The sequence below is a fragment of the Streptomyces sp. NPDC026417 genome (assembly GCF_055567695.1).
Map to the genome: position 1 here is coordinate 45,216 of NZ_JBVHPY010000024.1, position 17,749 is coordinate 62,964.

General features: G+C 74.5%; 13 protein-coding genes and 1 pseudogene. 8 read left to right on the top strand and 6 right to left on the bottom strand.

All coding sequences use genetic code 11. The features are described 5' to 3' along the window. Window positions 1–148: 148 nt before the first annotated feature. Window positions 149–601: a DoxX family protein gene (locus tag ACZ4NT_RS31145; RefSeq protein ID WP_121402323.1), complete on the bottom strand. Its 453-nt coding sequence runs from the start codon at window positions 599–601 to the stop codon at window positions 149–151. A 336-nt stretch (window positions 602–937) separates the two neighbouring features. On the opposite strand from ACZ4NT_RS31145, the gene ACZ4NT_RS31150 reads away from it, so the two are divergent. After that, window positions 938–2,122, top strand: coding sequence for a flavin-containing monooxygenase (locus ACZ4NT_RS31150; protein ID WP_121402322.1), 1,185 nt, complete (start codon window positions 938–940; stop codon window positions 2,120–2,122). Between the two features lie 214 nt (window positions 2,123–2,336). On the opposite strand, the gene map is transcribed toward ACZ4NT_RS31150, so the two are convergent. Continuing rightward, entirely contained in the window at window positions 2,337–3,104 is a 768-nt protein-coding gene (gene map, locus ACZ4NT_RS31155; protein WP_121402321.1) for a type I methionyl aminopeptidase, read from the bottom strand. 414 nt (window positions 3,105–3,518) lie between these two features. On the opposite strand from map, the gene ACZ4NT_RS31160 reads away from it, so the two are divergent. The 5 genes and pseudogenes from ACZ4NT_RS31160 to ACZ4NT_RS31180 all read left to right on the top strand — a co-directional run bounded on the left by ACZ4NT_RS31160 (window position 3,519) and on the right by ACZ4NT_RS31180 (window position 9,556). Then, window positions 3,519–5,744, top strand: a complete 2,226-nt coding sequence (locus tag ACZ4NT_RS31160) for an acetate--CoA ligase family protein (RefSeq protein WP_121402320.1) — start codon at window positions 3,519–3,521, stop codon at window positions 5,742–5,744. Between the two features lie 121 nt (window positions 5,745–5,865). Then, on the top strand, window positions 5,866–6,780 hold the full coding sequence (locus ACZ4NT_RS31165) for an enoyl-CoA hydratase/isomerase family protein (RefSeq protein WP_467728484.1): 915 nt from the start codon (window positions 5,866–5,868) through the stop codon (window positions 6,778–6,780). Between the two features lie 152 nt (window positions 6,781–6,932). Beyond that, the gene (locus tag ACZ4NT_RS31170) at window positions 6,933–7,094 is read left to right on the top strand and encodes a hypothetical protein (protein WP_183116820.1); all 162 of its coding nucleotides are present in this window, start codon (window positions 6,933–6,935) and stop codon (window positions 7,092–7,094) included. A 1,040-nt stretch (window positions 7,095–8,134) separates the two neighbouring features. Continuing rightward, a pseudogene (locus ACZ4NT_RS31175) lies at window positions 8,135–8,686 on the top strand (aKG-HExxH-type peptide beta-hydroxylase); the annotation flags it as partial. 51 nt (window positions 8,687–8,737) lie between these two features. Next, window positions 8,738–9,556: an AAC(3) family N-acetyltransferase gene (locus ACZ4NT_RS31180; protein WP_467728508.1), complete on the top strand. Its 819-nt coding sequence runs from the start codon at window positions 8,738–8,740 to the stop codon at window positions 9,554–9,556. 27 nt (window positions 9,557–9,583) lie between these two features. On the opposite strand, the gene ACZ4NT_RS31185 is transcribed toward ACZ4NT_RS31180, so the two are convergent. Beyond that, window positions 9,584–10,561 carry a hypothetical protein gene (locus ACZ4NT_RS31185; protein ID WP_147464348.1) on the bottom strand — a complete coding sequence of 326 codons (978 nt, stop codon included), beginning with the start codon at window positions 10,559–10,561 and terminating at the stop codon, window positions 9,584–9,586. A 155-nt stretch (window positions 10,562–10,716) separates the two neighbouring features. Between ACZ4NT_RS31185 and ACZ4NT_RS31190 the strand changes: the two genes are divergently transcribed. Next, complete coding sequence (locus tag ACZ4NT_RS31190; RefSeq protein ID WP_467728509.1) at window positions 10,717–11,322, top strand: flavin reductase family protein; 606 nt, start codon at window positions 10,717–10,719, stop codon at window positions 11,320–11,322. A 25-nt stretch (window positions 11,323–11,347) separates the two neighbouring features. Here ACZ4NT_RS31190 and ACZ4NT_RS31195 read toward each other — a convergent pair whose 3' ends face one another. After that, window positions 11,348–12,676 (bottom strand): MFS transporter, encoded by a 1,329-nt coding sequence (locus tag ACZ4NT_RS31195; protein ID WP_121402315.1) that lies wholly within the window; start codon window positions 12,674–12,676, stop codon window positions 11,348–11,350. Between the two features lie 71 nt (window positions 12,677–12,747). On the opposite strand from ACZ4NT_RS31195, the gene ACZ4NT_RS31200 reads away from it, so the two are divergent. Beyond that, window positions 12,748–14,025 (top strand): GlxA family transcriptional regulator, encoded by a 1,278-nt coding sequence (locus ACZ4NT_RS31200; protein WP_467728485.1) that lies wholly within the window; start codon window positions 12,748–12,750, stop codon window positions 14,023–14,025. Between the two features lie 1,498 nt (window positions 14,026–15,523). Here the strand turns inward: ACZ4NT_RS31200 and ACZ4NT_RS31205 are convergent. Both ACZ4NT_RS31205 and ACZ4NT_RS31210 read right to left on the bottom strand, forming a co-directional pair. Beyond that, window positions 15,524–16,573 (bottom strand): Zn-dependent alcohol dehydrogenase, encoded by a 1,050-nt coding sequence (locus ACZ4NT_RS31205; RefSeq protein ID WP_467728486.1) that lies wholly within the window; start codon window positions 16,571–16,573, stop codon window positions 15,524–15,526. A 25-nt stretch (window positions 16,574–16,598) separates the two neighbouring features. Then, complete coding sequence (locus ACZ4NT_RS31210) at window positions 16,599–17,747, bottom strand: acyl-CoA dehydrogenase family protein (protein WP_467728487.1); 1,149 nt, start codon at window positions 17,745–17,747, stop codon at window positions 16,599–16,601. Window positions 17,748–17,749 lie beyond the last annotated feature (2 nt).

Below are 17,749 nucleotides of genomic sequence, written 5' to 3' on the forward strand. Positions count from 1 at the left end.
GCACCGCCCGCGCCTCGCGTCGCGGGAACACGCACCGCCGGGTCGAGGGCGCCTCCCCGTGCCGGGCCGGCCGACGGCCCTCCGGCCGGGCGGGGTGCGTCCGCTTCCCCGGCGGGTCCGGTCGCTCCCGTCGACCCCGCCGCCCCCGTCACCGGAACAGCCCGAGCGCGTCGTCCAGCGACCAGGTCTGCCACGACATCGCGAAGAGGCCGACGACCGAGATGAGCGCCATCATCGCGTTCTGCCCCTGCTCGGCCCAGTCGTGGATCATCAGGACGAGATAGAGCAGGTTCAGGAGCAGACCGCCGACCAGTGCGACGGGGGTGAGGAAGCCGGCGACCAGGCCGAGGCCCAGGGCGAGTTCCGCGTAGACGACGACGTACGCCATCGTCCGCGGCCGGGGGGCGACGACCGCGTCGAAGCCGCTGCGCACCGCCTCCCAGCGGTGTTCGGACGCCACGTCCGCCGCCCACGCGATGCCGGTGCCCCGCTCGAACCAGCCCTTCTTGTCCTTGTGCCGCCAGCTCTCCAGCCACCACAGCCCGAGGCCGACCCGGAGCACGGCGAGCCATTCCGCACCGGTGAGCCAGATCGTGTCCATCGGCACCCACGCCTCCGCTCGGTATCTGACGGTACGTCAGTTCAGCGCACCGGAAGGCGCCCGCGCAAGAGGCGTACACGACCGCGGACTTCCACCCGATCCCGCGGAGCCCGATCCCGCGGGCACCAGATCCCGCAGCGCCCGATCCCGCGGGCACCAGGTCCCGCAGCCCCCGATCCCGCGGGCACCCGACCCCTTCCGGCCGCACCCCTCCTCCACAACCAGGTGACCTACGCCACCGGCCCCACCCACCCCTCCTACAGCCGTGATCAATTCGCAACCGATTGTGGCCTTGACCGAGACCCATCAAGTCAGGACGTGATTACGCTCGCGCTCATGGCCGACTCGACTGCTTCCTCGACACCCCGCTCGGTGCCGTCCCACGAAGACCGCCCCGTGTACGTGATCGGGGGCGGCCCCGGTGGACTGGCCGCGGCGTACGCACTGCGCGCCCGGGGCGTCCGAGCCGTCGTGCTGGAGAAGTCCGACCGCGTCGGTGCCTCCTGGCGGCGCCACTACGACCGGCTGCACCTGCACACCACGCGCCGCCTGTCCGCCCTGCCCGGCCTGGCGATGCCGCGCTCCTTCGGGCGGTGGGTGTCGCGCGACAACGTGGTGCGCTACCTGGAGAAGTACGCCGAGCACCACGAACTGGAGATCGTCACCGGGGTCGAGGTGTCCCGCATCGAACGGTCCGGTGACGACTGGCTCCTGCACGCCACCGGCGGCCGCCGCCTCACCGGCAGCGCCGTGGTCGTCGCCACCGGCCACAACCACACCCCCCGCCTGCCCGACTGGCCCGGCCGCGACGCCTACGCCGGCGAGCTCCTGCACGCCTCCGAGTACCGCAACGCCGCCCCGTTCGCGGGCCGGGACGTCCTCGTCGTCGGCATCGGCAACACCGGCGCGGAGATCGCCGTGGACCTGGCCGAGGGCGGCGCCTCGCGGGTGCGGCTCGCGGTGCGCACGGCACCGCACATCGTGCGCCGTTCCACGGCGGGCTGGGCCGCCCAGTTCACCGGCATCCTGGTCCGCCGCCTGCCGGTCGCGGTGGTGGACCGGCTGGCCGTCCCCGTCGCCCGGATCAGCGTGCCCGACCTCGCGGCGCACGGACTGCCCCGGCCGGACAGCGGGCTGTACTCCCGGGTGCGGCAGGGGGCGATCCCGGTCCAGGACGTCGGCCTCATCGACGCCGTGCGCAAGGGCCGGGTCGAGATCGTGGCCGCCGTCGAGGCCTTCGAGGACCACAAGGTGGTCCTCGCGGGCGGCGACCGCATCGGTCCCGACGTCGTCATCGCCGCCACCGGTTACCAACGCGCGCTGGAGGGACTGGTCGGACACCTCGGCGTGCTCGACGCGCGCGGCCGTCCGGTCGTGCACGGCGCCCGCACCCCGCGGGACGCCCCCGGCCTGTACTTCACCGGCTTCACCAACCCCATCAGCGGCATGTTCCGTGAACTTGCCCTGGACGCCCAGAAGATCGCGAAGTCCGTCGCCCGGGCCGCGGCCCGCCGCCGGTAGCGCGACCCCGGAGCGGCACGCCGGCCCACGGGGAGCGGTACACCGGCCGACGCGGCCTCCGGCGCCGCGGCGGCGGCCGGACTCGCGTCGGCGGCGATCACGCCGAGGGCGTCTTCCTCGCCGGAAGTCGAGCCGAGCCGCCATCGCCGCCCGCCCTCGGGCGTCAGGATCGCCGCGGCCCGACGGGGCGGGCACCCCGCTGCCGGGTGTCAGCTCAGACCAGAGTGAGGACGCGGGGGCCGTCCCGGGTGATGGCGACGGTGTGTTCGGCGTGGGCGGCGCGGCTGCCGTCGATCGTGCGCAGGGTCCAGCCGTCCGGGTCGGTGACGTAGTCGTTGCGCCCGCCCGCCATCAGCATGGGTTCGATCGCGAGGGCGAGGCCGTGGCGCAGGGGGAAGCCGCGGCCGGGCCGCCCGTGGTTGGGGACGTGGGGGTCCTCGTGCATCCGCCGGCCGATGCCGTGGCCGCCGAAGTCGGCGGGCATGCCGCAGTCGGCCTTGCGGGCGACCGCGCTGATGGCATGCGAGATGTCGCCGATGCGACGGCCGACGGTCGCGGCGGCGATACCGGCCTCCAGCGCCTGCCGGGTGGCGGCGATCAGCTCCAGGTCGGCGGGCCGGGGCGTGCCGACGGTGAAGCTGATCGCGGCGTCGCCGGTCCAGCCGTCGAGTTCGGCTCCGCAGTCGATGCTGACCAGGTCCCCGTCCCGCAGGTGCTGCTCACCGGGGATGCCGTGCGCGACGGCGTCGTTGACGGAGGCGCAGATGACCCCTGGGAAGGGGCGGGGGGCGAACGAGGGCTGGTAGCCCAGGAACGGTGAGCGCGCCCCGGCCTCGGCCAGGACGGCACGGGCGACCTCGTCGAGCTCGCGCAGGCGTACCCCGACGGCCGCCGCCTCGCGGACGGCCGCGAGGGCCCGGGCCACCACGCGCCCCGCCTCACGCATCGCGTCCAGTGCCGTGTCGGTCTTGATCTCCACCATCTGCCAGGACTCCCTGCACTCCACCGCTACCCAATACTTATACCGGTATTAATATCACGGCCTCGCGAACACCGGCACGACTTCCCGTGGACCCGGCGGGAGCGGCGGCGCGAAGGCCGGTTCGGGCCGCCGCCACGCGAGGTCCGGCCCGGCCGTCCCGCCCCCGCCCTGCCGGATTTGCGACTCACGCGGGCCCGTTTCCGGACGGTTCTCGTCCGCCGGGGTTCCCCTCCGACCCGCGCCGGGTACGAAGCCGGTGCACCAGGCGCGCCCCCTCGCACCTGCGCCGGACACGGCCCGGACCCCGCCCCTCCCTCACAGCCTTTGCCTGCACAACTGTTCCTGACAGGGCGTCAGTTAAGTAATCTGACACAGCGTCAGTTAATTGGCTGTCACACAGGAGCGGGCGGACCGATGCTTGGATCAACCCACGGCACCCTCACCACCGACTCCCGCCGGGCCCGCGTCATCGCCTGCGGCGAGCAACCCTCACCGGTCGTCCACGGCAGACCCGCCGAGGCCGACGACCTGGACGTCAGCGGCCGTCCGCTCTACGCCGCCGCACCCGATCTGGACCGCTTCTTCCGTCCGGAGTCCGTGGCCGTGATCGGCGCCTCCGACGCCGAAGGCCGGCCGAACGCCGGGATCACCCGGCAACTGGTCGCCTGGGCCGAGCGGGTCGGCGCCCGGCTCCACCCCGTGCACCCCACCCGTACGTCCGTCTTCGGCATCCCCTGCTCACCCTCCCTCGGCGACCTGCCCGAACAGGTCGATCTCGCCGTACTCCTGGTCGGCGACCCCGTGCCCGTCATCGAGGAACTGGCCGAGGCCAAGGTGAAGTTCGCGGTCGCCTTCGCCTCCGGGTTCGCGGAGACCGGGGCCGAGGGCGCGGCGGCGCAGTCCCGCCTCGCCGCCGCCGTCGCCCGCTCCGGCCTGCGGCTGCTCGGGCCGAACACCAATCTCAACGCCTTCGAACGGTTCCGCGACGACCTCGACGGTCCCGCGATCGCGCTCATCACCCAGTCCGGCCACCAGGGCCGACCGGTCTTCGCCCTCCAGGAACTCGGCATCCGCCTCTCGCACTGGGCCCCCACCGGCAACGAGGCCGACCTGGAGACCGCCGACTTCATCTCCTACTTCGCCGAGCAGCCCGAGGTGGGCGCCATCGCCTGCTACGTCGAGGGACTGAAGGACGGCCGTTCCTTTCTGCTCGCCGCCGACCGGGCCGTCCGCCGCGGGGTGCCGGTCGTCGCGGTCAAGGTGGGCCGCACGGAGGCCGGAGCCCGCACGGCCGCCTCGCACACCGGCAAGCTGACCGGCTCGGACGCGGTGGTGGACGCCGCGATGCGGCAGTACGGCGTGATCCGCGTCGACGGACTGGACGAACTCCAGGACACCGCCGCCCTGCTGGCCCGGGCCCGCGCCCCGCGGGCCGACGGCGTCGTCGTCTATTCGATCTCGGGCGGTACGGGGGCGCACTTCGCGGACCTGGCGACCGCGGCCGGGCTGTCGCTGCCCTCGCTCTCCCCCGCCAAGCAGGCGGAACTCCACACGTGGATACCCGAGTACCTGAACGTCGCCAATCCCGTCGACAACGGCGGCCACCCGGTGGGCGACCCGCGCGGCCGGAAGATCATCGACGCGATTCTCGCCGACCCCTCGGTCGGGGTGCTGATCTGTCCCATCACCGGGCCGTTCCCCCCGATGAGCGACCGGCTCGCGCAGGACCTCGTGGACGCGGCGGAGCAGACGGACAAGCTGGTCTGCGTGGTGTGGGGATCGCCGGTCGGCACGGAGGCCGCGTACCGCGAGACGCTGCTCGGGTCGTCGCGGGTCGCCACCTTCCGTACCTTCGCCAACTGCATCACCGCCGTACGCGCCCACCTCGAACACCACCGGTTCGCGGCCGCGTACCGCTCGCCCTTCGACGAGGCGCCCCGCACGCCCTCGCCCTCCTTCCGCAAGGCGCAGGCCCTGATGAGGCCGGGCCAGCAGCTGAGCGAACACGCGGCGAAGCAGCTGCTGCGGGCGTACGGCATCCGGGTGCCGCGCGAGCAGCTGGTGACCAGCGCCGCGGCGTCCGTGCGCGCGGCGAGCCTGGTCGGCTACCCGGTCGTCATGAAGGCGTCCGGCGCGCAGATCGCCCACAAGACCGAACTGGGCCTGGTGAAGGTGGGCCTGACCTCCGCGAGCCAGGTCAGGGACGCCTACCGGGAGCTGACCGACATCGCGCGCTACGAGGGGATCCAGCTGGACGGCATATTGGTGTGCCAGATGGTCGAGCGGGGCGTCGAGATGTTCCTCGGCGTCACCCACGACGCGCTCTTCGGCCCGACCGTCACCGTCGGGCTCGGCGGTGTCCTCGTCGAGGTGCTGCGGGACGCGGCGGTACGGGTGCCGCCCTTCGCGGAGGACCAGGCACGGAGCATGTTGAGGGAACTGCGGGGGCGGGCGCTCCTCGACGGCGTACGCGGAGGCCCTCCCGTCGACGTGGACGCGCTCGTCGAGGTGATCCTCCGGGTGCAGCGGATGGCGCTGGAGCTCGGCGACGACATCGCGGAGCTGGACATCAATCCGCTGATGGTGCTCCCCCGGGGGCAGGGTGCCGTGGCGCTGGACGCGCTGGCCGTCTGCCACTGAACACCGGCCCGGCAGCACACCCCGGACCGCCCGCATCCACGCGTGGACCGGCGAGGCGGGCCAGGTCCACCGCACCCGCGCCGCCACCACCGCGACCCGCCGTACGAAACGGAGCTCCCCCATGGCGTCCTCCCCCGACACGTCCTCCGCCGACACCCCTCCGAGCCGTGAGCACAAAAGCCCTCGGGAGCCCCATGACACCCAAGACGACCACAGCGTCCGAGAACCGAACGACCCGGAGAAATCCCTCGACTCATTGGTACTGCACGCCACTGACAACGCCGTCTCCTGGATCACCCTGAACCGTCCCGAGGCGATGAACGCCGTCACCCGCGACCAGCGCGAACGCGTAGTCGCGCTCCTCGGCGAGGCGTCCGCCGACCCCGGTGTCCGGGCCGTCGTCCTCACGGCCACCGGACGCGGCTTCTGCGCGGGCGCGGATCTGCGCGGCACACCGGCCGGCGGCGACCGCGTATCCGGCGACGTGGCCCGCACCATCCGGCTCGGTGCGCAGCGCCTCGTCTCCGCCGTCCTGGACTGCGAGAAGCCGGTGATCGCGGCCGTGAACGGGACCGCCGCAGGAATCGGCGCGCATCTCGCGTTCGCCTGCGATCTGGTCCTCGCGGCCGAATCGGCCACGTTCATCGAGGTGTTCGTACGCCGGGGACTGGTCCCGGACGGCGGGGGCGCCTATCTGCTCCCCCGCCTGATCGGCCCGCAGCGCGCGAAGGAGCTGATGTTCTTCGGGGACGCCCTCACCGCCGCGGACGCCGAGCGGTTCGGGCTCGTCAACCGGGTCGTCCCCGCCGAGGACCTCCACAAGACGGCGCGTTCCTGGTCGGAACGCCTGGCGACGGGCCCGACCCGCGCCCTCGCCCTCACCAAGCAGCTGGTCAACGCCTCCCTGGACGGCGACCGCGCCACCGCCTTCGCGGCGGAGGCGGCCGCCCAGGAGATCAACATGACGACGGCGGACGCCCAGGAGGGCGTGGCGAGCTTCGTGGCACGGCGGAGCCCCGACTACCGGGGGCGCTGAGCCGCCACCGAACCTCGTCGCGGCAATGGGCATCCGCTACCGCCGTGCAGCCATTAGGCTCCATGCCCCCGCCGCTGCCGGTGACGAACCGCGGCCAGGTGTTTCGAGCGCGCGGGCCACCCGACGGAAGGGCGTACCACGTGCGAGGCGGAGTGAGCGGATCCGAGTGCGTCTCGGCTCTGGCGGACGCGACGGAATCCGAGCTCGTCTCGGCCCTGGTGAACGTCTCGGACATGCCGATGGAGGAGCTGAGCAGTCTGCCGGACACCGTGCTCGCCCCTGTGCTCCGCGACGTGCGGCGCCTCTCGACGTAGCGCTTCCCCCGCCGTCCGTTCCGCGCCGCCCGGAAGCCTCCGCCGATTTTTCGGCCAACTTCCTTCCGTCGCTCCACGACGACTTGGCCCCGGGCCGCCCGGGTACGACGATGCCCCGTACGCCGACGCACCGGCCGGAGACGGATGCGGCGTGCCCGGGAGACGCGCGGCCACGGGCACCCGGCCGTCCGGCCCGTACCGGGTGGCAGGCGCCCCGGCTCCGACATTGAACGCCCTACCACCTGAACGGCGTAACAACCGGTGCCCGACGACCGGGCCGGCACCCGGATACCTAGGATTCGTGGACTCCTGGGATTCCGGGATCCGCCTCTCCACCGACATATCCGAGCGACGATGCCGATGCCGATGCCGATGCCCGCCAGCAACCCCCCGACCGCCGGACCGGACGGCCGTCAAAGGACCGTTCCTGCACGGCAGTCGGCGTTCACCGTGCGATCCTGGCCCGTCCGCGGACACGCCCTGGGCCGGGTCCCTGTCGTGAGCCGCGGGGACGAGTCGCCGGCGGTCGGAGCCGAGCGGCCCACCGCGCTGTCGGAGGCCGCCCGGTGAGCCCCGTCGCCGAGGGTCTCCGCAGTGCCCGGGGTTCCGCCGGACCCGCCCCGCACGTGATCGGCCCGGCCACCTTCGCCGATCTCGCCCGCGCCCGGGGCGGCGCGGACGCCGTGGCCCGGCTGCGTGCCGGGCAGCTCAGCAAGCGAATGCTGCTCGCGCAGGCGCTGCGGCGCACCGCAGCCGCGGGTCCGCCGGACGCCGGGCGCGGCGTCCAGGCGGTGTACGGGCGGCTGGTGGAGCTGAACGAGCGGGACCGGCGGGGCTGGCTCGCGGTGATGCTGCACCCGTTCCTCGACGAGGGGCTGGCCCGCGCCCTCGGTGCCCTGGACCGCAACGAGCACGTCGACCTGGGCTGGCTGGAGCGCCTCCTGGACGGCGACCGCCACGGCAGCTGGCCGGTGGTGCGCACGGTGTGCGACGGACACGTCCTCGAACTGCGGCTCGCCGACAGCGGCCCCCTCCGGGACATGCCCGGCCACGCCCTCGCCGACCCGCTCGACGACAAGCAGGTGCTGCGGTGGCAGGAGGCGCTGGAGGGCGCCTGGGAGGTCCTCGTCCGGCGCCACCCCTGGCACGCCGAGGCCGTGTCCGCCTGCCTCGGGGCGCTGGTGCCGCTGCGCCCCGGTCCCGACGGCACCGCGGTCGGTTCCGCTGCCCGCCGCGCCTACGGCGCCGTCGCCGCTTCGCTCCCCGACGACCCCGTCCTGCTCGCGCTCACCCTCGTCCGCGAGTTCCTGCGCGTCCAACTGGGTTCGCTGCTGGACCTGTTGCCGCTGCACTCCGCTGCGTCGGACACCCGTGACCGGGCGCCCCGGCGGTCCGAGGACCGACCGGCCGGCGCCCTGCTCCAGGACACGTACGCCCATCTCGGCGTCACCGATTTCTGGCGCGCCGAAGTCGCCGCGGGAACGGGCGGACGGCGGGCCCGGGAGGAGTACCGGACCTGGCGCGGGCACACCGAGGACGCGGCGGGCACGCTGCTGGGCAGCGGGGAACTGCTGCCCGCCGGCGAGCGCTTCGTGGGCGGACTGCGCGAGGCCGTACGGCGCGCACCCGTCGTCACCGGCCGGCTGCGCGAGCGGCGCGACCTCGTGGACGATCTGCGCGGGCTCGGGCTCACCGCGGGCGACACCGTCCTCGTGCACGCCTCGCTGCACGCCCTCGGGCCCGTCCGCGGTGGCGTCGACACCGTGGTGGACGCCCTGTGCGAGGTCCTGGGCCCCACGGGGACCCTCGCCGTCTACACCCAGACCCCGGACAACTCCGACCCGTCCCGGTGGCCGGGCACCCGGGGGTACGCGGTGCCGGAGGAGACCTGGGCGGCGGAACGGGACAAGGTGCCGGCGTTCGACCCGTCGAGCAGCCCGAGCTTCGGCGTGGGCGTCCTCTCCGAGCGGGTACGGAGCCGCGACGGTGCCGAGCGCAGCGCCCACCCGCAGAGTTCCTTCGCCGCCCTGGGCGCAAGCGCGCGGTACGTCACGGCCGGCCACGCCCCGGACTGCCATCTGGGGGAGGAGTCACCGCTGGCCCGGCTGGAGGAACTCGGGGCGCGGGTGCTGTTGCTGGGCGTCGGTTTCGACGTGTGCACCGCCTTCCATCTCGCCGAGTACCGCGTCCCGGGGCGTCCGCGGCACACGTACGCGTGCGTCGTCGCGGCACCGCCCCCGCAGCGGCGCCGCTGGTACCGGTACCGCGACGTCCTGCTCGACGCGTCCCCGTTCGCCGAACTGGGGGAGGCGTACGAGGCCGCGGGGGCGGTGCGCCGCGGCCGGGTCGGCAGCGCGGACGCGCGGCTGTTCGGGCTCGCTCCCGCGGTGGCCCACGCCGTGGGCTGGCTGGCGCGCGACGGCAGCGGCAGCGGCAGCGGCAGCGGCCCGAGCGAGGCATGACGGGGACCCGTCGGGCGGGGCTCCGGGTCAGGCGTCCCCTCGCCGCGTGAGGATCCGCAGCTCCCCGGCGTCGGGGTCCCCGAACAGCACGAACAGTTCGGGCTCCGCCTCGGTTCCGCCGATGGTCCAGAACGTGTCCCTGCCGCACCGGCCGCGGGCGCGGACCAGTACGCCGTCCCGTTCCGCGGGCCCCTCCTCCAGGTACGCGTCGTGGCGGCCGTCCCGGTCCAGGAGCCAGTTCCCGGTCCCGTCACAGGTCGTGAGGTCCTTGCGACCCAGGTCGCCGGATGCGGGCTCGGTCGGCAGGTCGGTGAACTCCACGCGGCCGTCCGGGCGCAGCCGCAGTTCGGCGCCGTCGTCGCCCCGCCAGACCCCGGCCACCTCCCGCGCGGACAGCACCGGCGGCTCGTACGTCCCGACGAGACCCGTGACGGACGCCGCCACGCCGCCCGCCGCGACCACCAGGACGAGCCCGAACGCCGCCACCCCGGCCCGCCACCAGATGCCCCAAACCCCCCACGTCCGCGCCGGCGTGCGGGCCCGCCCGCGCAGGTACGCGGCGCCCAGCACGGGCAGCACGCCGGACAGCGTGATCAGCGCGGCCGCGACGAGCCAGGTCCGGCCGCCGTACAGTGCGGCCGGGCTCGCCCAGAGCGCCCCGAGGAGGGCGACGAACCCGAGGTGCCAGGCCCACTCCCGGCCGCCGAGCCGCCGGAGCGCGAGCCGGGCGAGGCCGGCCGCGGGCATCGTGTACGCGGCGGCGTGGATCCCGCCCACGAGGAACAGGGCCGGCGGGGCGAAGACCGCCATGCAGAGGAAGCCGAGGGCCGCGAGCCCGCCTCCGTATCCGGCGCCGTAGTCGTCACCGCCCGAGGTCGCCACGTAGACGGCGAGCCCGGCCGCGGGCAGCTGTGCCGCGCAGAGGGCCGCCGCCGCGTTGACGGCGCCGATCGCCCGGACCGGACTCGTTCGCGCGGGCTCGTGCGCCGTGTTGTCCCACCCCATGGGGCGAACATACGGGGCGCCGCGAGCCGCCTGCGCAGGGGGTTCCCCCGGAGTGGACGGCCCGCGCCGCCCATGTGCCGCCGCCGCGGGGAGCCCGAACGTCGCCCGCCCACCCCTTCCCATCTGACGAACCGTCAGCTTCAATGGCAGGCGTGATGGGACACGCAGGGATGGCGGCCGCCGCCGTCCGCTACCTCAGGTCGGCCGGAGCCCCCACTGTCGCGAAGCCCGTCGAGGCGCTGCCGCGACCCGATCTGCGTGCGGTCGGCGACGACGAGCGGGCGCCGGTGGAGCAGTCCGAGTACCGGCGGGTCCTCGGCAGCTTCGCGACCGGCGTCACCGTGGTGACCGCCCCGGCCGCCGCCGGCGAGGAGGGCCCGGCCGGTTTCGCCTGCCAGTCCTTCTCCGCCCTCTCCCTCGACCCGCCGCTGGTCGCCTTCATGGTCGGGCGTACGTCGGCGACCTGGCCCCGCATCGCCCGCGCGGGCGTCTTCTGCGTGAACGTACTGGCCGCGGACCAGGGGGAGTTGTGCCGCGGCTTCGCGGTGAGCGGCGCGGACAAGTTCGCCGGCGTCGCGTACGACGCCGCGCCCTCCTCCGGCGCCCCGCGCCTCACGGGCGCCCTCGCGTGGATCGACTGCACGATCCACGCGGTCCACACCGGCGGCGATCATCTCGTGGTGGTGGGACGGGTGGCCGCGCTCGGCGCGTCCGCCGACGACCGCCCGCCGCTGCTCTTCCACCGAGGCCGTTTCCGCTAGGCCAGGCTCCGAACCGGCCGAGGACTCAGACCGCCGCCCCCGCGGGCGCCACGACCGGCCGGACCGGCCGCCGCCGGATCACCAGCGCCATCAGGGCCGCCGCCGCGCACAGCGCCCCGGAGGCGTACCAGACGACGTCGTACGAGCCGAAGACGTCGCGTGCCACGCCGCCGAGGAAGGCGACGAGGGCGGCCCCCACCTGGTGGGAGGCGAGGACCCAGCCGAAGACGATCGCGCTGTCCTCGCCGTACTGCTCGCGGCACAGGGCCAGGGTGGGCGGGACGGTGGCGACCCAGTCGAGGCCGTAGAAGACGATGAAGAAGAGCATCGGCGGGCGGACGCCCGGCGCCAGCAGCATGGGCAGGAACAGCAGCGAGACACCGCGCAGCGCGTAGTACACGGCCAGCAGCCGGCGCGGTTCGAAGCGGTCGGTGAACCAGCCGGAGGCCACCGTGCCGACCACGTCGAAGACGCCGATGACGGCGAGCAGCGAGGCGGCCGCCGTGATCGGCATGCCGTGGTCGTGGGCCGCGGGCACGAAGTGGGTCTGGATGAGGCCGTTGGTGGAGGCGCCGCAGATCGCGAAGCTGCCCGCCAGCAGCCAGAAGGGCCCCGTCCTGACGGCGGAGAACAGCACCGTCAGCGCCCGGCGCGCCGCGCCCGGCACGGGCGGGGGCTTCTCCACGAACTCCGTCGCGCCGTACGGCTTCATGCCCACGTCGGCCGGGTGGTCGCGGAGCAGCAGCCAGACGAAGGGGACCACCGCGAGGGCCGCCAGGGACACCGTCACGGCCGCGGGACGCCAGTCGTGCTCCGTGATGATCCAGGAGAGCAGGGGAAGGAAGATCAACTGACCGGAGGCCGAAGCCGCGGTCAGGATGCCGGTCACGAGGCCCCGGCGCTGTGTGAACCAGCGGTTGGTGACCGTGGCGGCGAAGGCGAGCGCCATGGAACCCGAGCCGAGGCCGACCAGGAGTCCCCAGCAGAGCAGCAGTTGCCAGGGCGCCGTCATCCACACGGTCGCGCCCGAGCCGAGGGCGATCACCATCAGGGCGATCGCGACCACCCGGCGGATGCCGAAGCGGTCCATGAGGGCGGCGGCGAAGGGGGCCGTCAGTCCGTAGAGGGCGAGATTGACCGACACCGCCGCGCCGATCGTGCCGCGCGACCAGTCGAACTCCTGGTGCAGCGGGTCGATGAGCAGGCCGGGGAGCGAACGGAAGGCGGCCGCACCGATGATCGTCACGAAGGTCACGGCGGCGACGAACCAGGCGCGGTGGACGCGGGTGCGGCGGGGCGGTCCGGCGGGTCCGGTCTCCGGTCCGGCGGCGGTGGCTTCGGATGTCTGGGTCACGTCATAGAGCTTCGGGGGTGCGATCCATGCGAACGAGTGGCCCGAAGGACAGCATTCGCTAGGATCGGGCCATGGCCCTCACCTCTCCGCGCCCCGGGGACAGCGCCCCCGCCCCGGACACCCCGGCCGCGGACACCGGCGCGGCAGACACCCCGGCCGCGGACACCCGCGTGCCCGCCCCGGACGCGGGAACCGGCGGCCCAGGCGTCGGCGCGGGGACCGGCAGTCCTGCCGCCACGACGGCGGCCGAGGGTACGGATACGGATACGGTCACCGCCTCCCACGCGCTTCCGGACGGCGCCGGACCCACCCCCCTGCGCCGGCACCGCGTCGTCGTCCTCGCGCTCGACGGGCTGCTGCCCTTCGAACTGGGCATCCCCCGGCGGATCTTCGGACTCGCCAGGGACGCCGGAGGGCGCAGACTGTACGACGTGATCACCTGCTCGGTCCGCCCGCCCGGGCCCGTCGAGACGGACGCCGACTTCTCCGTACTCGTGGAGAACGGCCCGGAGGCGCTGGCCACCGCCGACACCGTGGTCGTCCCCGCCTCCTACGAGCTCGGCCCGGTCCACGAGGAGGGCGTGCTGACACCCGAACTGGCCGCCGCCCTGGCCCGCATCCGGCCCGGCACGCGACTCGTCTCCATCTGCACCGGAAGCTACGTCCTGGCCGCCGCCGGTCTGCTCGACGGGCGCCCCGCCACCACGCACTGGGCCTCCGCCGAGCACTTCCAGCGGCTCTTCCCGGAGATCAAGGTGGACGCGGACGTCCTCTTCGTCGACGACGGCGACGTCCTGACCTCGGCCGGTGTCGCCGCCGGGCTCGACCTCTGCCTCCATCTCGTCCGCCGCGACCACGGCACCGCCGTCGCCAACGACGTGGCCCGCCGTACCGTGGTGCCGCCGCACCGGGACGGCGGTCAGGCCCAGTACGTCCACCGGCCCCTCCCCGAGCCGCAGGTGGCGACCACGACGGCCGCCCGCGCCTGGGCGCTGGGCCGCCTCCACGAACCGATCCAGCTGCGCGACATGGCGGAGCAGGAGAACATGTCCGTGCGCACGTTCACGCGCCGCTTCCGCGAGGAGGCCGGGATCAGCCCGGGGCAGTGGCTCACCCGGCAGCGCGTCGAACGGGCCCGTCACCTCCTGGAGTCCAGCGGTCTCTCCATCGACCAGGTGGCCCGGGACGCGGGCTTCGGCACGGCCCAGTCGATGCGCCAGCACCTACAGGCCGCCCTCGGCGTCACCCCCACCGCGTACCGCCGCACCTTCCGGGCCGCCAACGGGGGCGGGGCCGGCGGCGGGAGCGGCCGGGGAGGCGAGAACAGCACGGTCGCCGGGGCCGGTTGACCCCGCCGCCGCGGCGGACGCCGTCGAGCGCCCCTCCCCCACCGCACCGACCGCCGTGAGCACCAGCGTCAGGGCCACCCCGGCCAGCACGGCCGTCGAGGGCGCGACGAAGTGCAGCAGGGCGCCCGCGAGGGAGCCGGTGACCGCGTACCCCGCGCCGACCGCCGCGTACATCACCGAATAGCCCGCGGCCAGCGCGCTCGGCGGGAGCACCTCGCGCAGTGACAGGTTGCGGGTGAGCATCGCGCCGGCCTGCAGCACGCCGGCGACGACGAGTACGGCGGCCATCCCGCCGGCGGCCGGTATCAGCGCGACCAGCGCCACGCACGCCGAGACGCCGGCCATCAGCACGACACTGCGGGTCCGCAGGTCCCCGGGCCAGGCGCGCAGGCCGTACACGAACGCGCCCACGCCCGATCCCAGCGCGAACCCCGAGAGCAGCGGGCCCGACCAGCCGACGCCGATCCCGCGCTGCTCCAGGAGGGCGGGCAGGACGAGTTCGGCGAGGGCGAGCAGGGAGAGACTCGCCGCGCCCGTCACGTACACCGGCCAGGCGCGGGCGAGCAGCCGCGGCATCGAGACGCCGCCCCGGTCCCGCGCGTCGGCCGCCCACCCGGCGGGCAGCAGCCACAGGCCCGCCACGGACGCCCCCATCAGGGCGGCGCCCAGCAGCAGCGGCACCGCGGGAGCGACGCCCAGCGCGAGACCGGTGACCGCTGCCGGGGACAGCGCCCAGATGCCGGACATCAGCATCGACTCGGTCGACAGCGCCTGGGCGACGGCCCGCTTCGGGACGATGCCGGTGAGCAGGGTCCGCAGGCCGCCGGGGACCGCGGCGGGCGCGGCTCCGGCCAGGAACGCGAAGGCCGCGAGGACCGCGGCGTGCGCCTGCGGGAGCGCGCCGAGGCCCGCGAACCCGGCCGCTCCGGCCGCCAGGCCCGCGGCCAGGGCGAAGCGTGCGCGCTCCGGAGGCATCCGCATGCCCAGCAGGGGCGCGCCGACGATCTCGCCGACCACGTAGGCCGCCGCGAGGACGGCTCCCAGCGCGTAACCGCCGGGCCGCTCGCGGACCAGGAAGACCAGGGCCAGCGGGGCCATGGCCACCGGCAGCCGGGCGCCGACGGCCACGACCGCCCAGGCCAGGACCTGCCGGGAGGCGACGTCGCGATAGCTCATGCGACGACGTTAGGGGACCCCGCCGACACCGCCCACGGAATTTCCCGAGCCTGTGGACAACTCCGCGCCCGCCCCGTCCGAACCTGCCGGCGACGGGCGTACCGGACGGTCGCGCCGGGCCGAGCGTCCGGGGCCCTCGCGCGGAGCCGGCGGCCGGTCCGCCCGGCGAGGGCCCTGGCGAGCGCCCGGCGAGGCGTACCCGCCCGACCCTCGGGACGCCTGCCGCACGACCCGCGAGACGCGTGCCGCACGACCCGTGAGCCGTGTGCCGCCCGCCTCCCGAGGGGCGTCCGCTCCGCGGGGGAACGGCGGCCGCCGCCCGCTAGAAGGTCAGCACCGCCCGCGCCACCCGCCCCTGGTGGGCGTCGTCCGCCGCCTTCTCGAAGTCCTCGACGGGGTACGTCTTCGTCACCAGTTCGTCCAGCAGCAGGTGTCCGAGCCGGTAGAGCTCGGCGTACCGGGCGATGTCGCGCTGGGGGCGCGAGGAGCCGTAGCGGCAGCCGAGGATCGACTTGTCCAGGTACATCGACGACACGAGGAAGGACGCCTCGGCGGTCGCCGGCGGGACACCGAGGAGGACCGCCTGCCCGTGCCGGTCGAGCAGGTCGACGGCCCGGCGGACGAGTTCGACCCGGCCGACGCACTCGAAGGCGTGGTCCGCGCCGGTGGGCAGGACGTCGGTCACGCCGTCCGTGGAGGTGAGGAAGTCCGTGGCGCCGAACCGCCGGGCCGTCTCCTCCTTGGCCGGGTTGGCGTCCACCGCGACGATCCGCCGGGCGCCCGCGATCCGGGCCCCCTGGACGACGTTGAGCCCGATGCCGCCCGCGCCGATGACGAGCACGGTGTCCCCGTGCTCCACCCGCGCCCGGTTCAGCACGGCTCCCACTCCGGTCAGCACTCCGCAGCCGATCAGCGCGGCGGACGGCATCGGGATGTCCTCGGGGATCCGGACCGCCTGCACCGCCCTGACCACGGTCCGTTCCGCGAAGGCCGAGTTGGAGGCGAACTGGAAGAGCGGCCGGCCGCCCCGGGTGAACGGCTGCTGCGGCATCCCGATCGCCTTGCGGCACATGGTCGGCCGCCCCCGGTCGCACTCGGCACAGGCACCGCAGTTGGCGAGCGTGGACAGCGCGACATGGTCCCCGGCCCGTACGTGCGTGACGCCCGCGCCCACCGCCTCGACGACCCCGGCGCCCTCGTGCCCCAGCACCACGGGAACGGGGAAGGGGATGGTGCCGTCCACCACGGAAAGATCGCTGTGGCAGAGTCCGGCTGCGGAGATCGACACCCGCACCTCGCCGGGTCCCGGATCGCGTACCTCCAGGTCGTCCACGACCCGTGTCTGTTGCCCGTCGAAGATCACGCCTCGCATCGCACCGGCTCCCCTCTGCCCCGGGTCATCCCCGCGGCTCCTTCGGCAGGCCGAGCACGCGCTCGGCGATGATCGTGCGCTGGATCTCGTCCGAGCCGCCGTAGACGGTGTCGGCCCGGCTGAAGAGGAACAGGTGCTGGAGGTCGTCGATGCGGTACGGCAGCTCCGGCGACCAGTCCGCGGGTCCGACGGCCGCGGCGGCCCCCCGCACCTGCAGGGCCAGCTCGCCCAGCCGCTGGTGCCAGCGCCCCCACAGCAGCTTGGCCACGCTCGGCGCCCCCGGTTCGGCGTCTCCCGAAGTGCCCAGCGTGCGCAGGGCGTTCCAGCGCATCGTGCGCAGCTCCGCCCACTGGCGCACGAGCCGGTCGCGTACGACGGGGTCGTCGGCCGCGCCCGTGGCGAGGGCCGTCTCGATCACGCTCCCCAACTCCCGTGCGAACCCGATCTGCTGGGCCAGCGTGGACACGCCCCGTTCGAAGCCGAGCAGGCTCATCGCCACGCGCCAGCCGTTGCCCTCCCCGCCGACGACGTGCTCGGCGCGGGCCGAAGCCCCGTCGAAGAAGACCTCGTTGAACTCGCTCGTGCCGGTGAGCTGCCGGATCGGCCGGACCTCGATGCGGCCGGGCTGGTCCATGGGGACGAGCAGGAACGACAGTCCGTGGTGGCGGGCCGAGCCGGGCCGGGTACGGGCCAGGACGAAGCACCAGTCGGCCTCGTGGGCGAGGGACGTCCAGATCTTCTGCCCGGTGACGCGGTACGCGTCCCCCTCGCGTACGGCGGCGGTGCGCACGCCCGCGAGGTCCGAACCCGCGCCCGGCTCGCTGTAGCCCTGGCACCACAGTTCCTCGCCGCGGGCGACCGGGGGCAGGAAGCGGGCCTTCTGCTCCGGTGTCCCGTGGGCGATGAGGGTCGGGGCGAGCAGCTTCTCGCCGATGTGGCCCGTGCGGGCCGGCGCCTCGGCCCGGGCGTACTCCTCGGCCCAGACGACCTGTTGCGTGAGCGACGCCGTCCGGTTGCCGTAGCCGTCCTCGCTCCAGCCGAGGCCGATCCAGCCGGCCGCGCCGAGCCGCCGTTCCCAGCCCCGGCGGGTGGGCCGGGCCGGGAGGTTCTCCGCGAGCCAGGCGCGCACCTCGGCGCGGAAGACCTCGTCCTGCGGACCGAATCCGAAGTCCACGG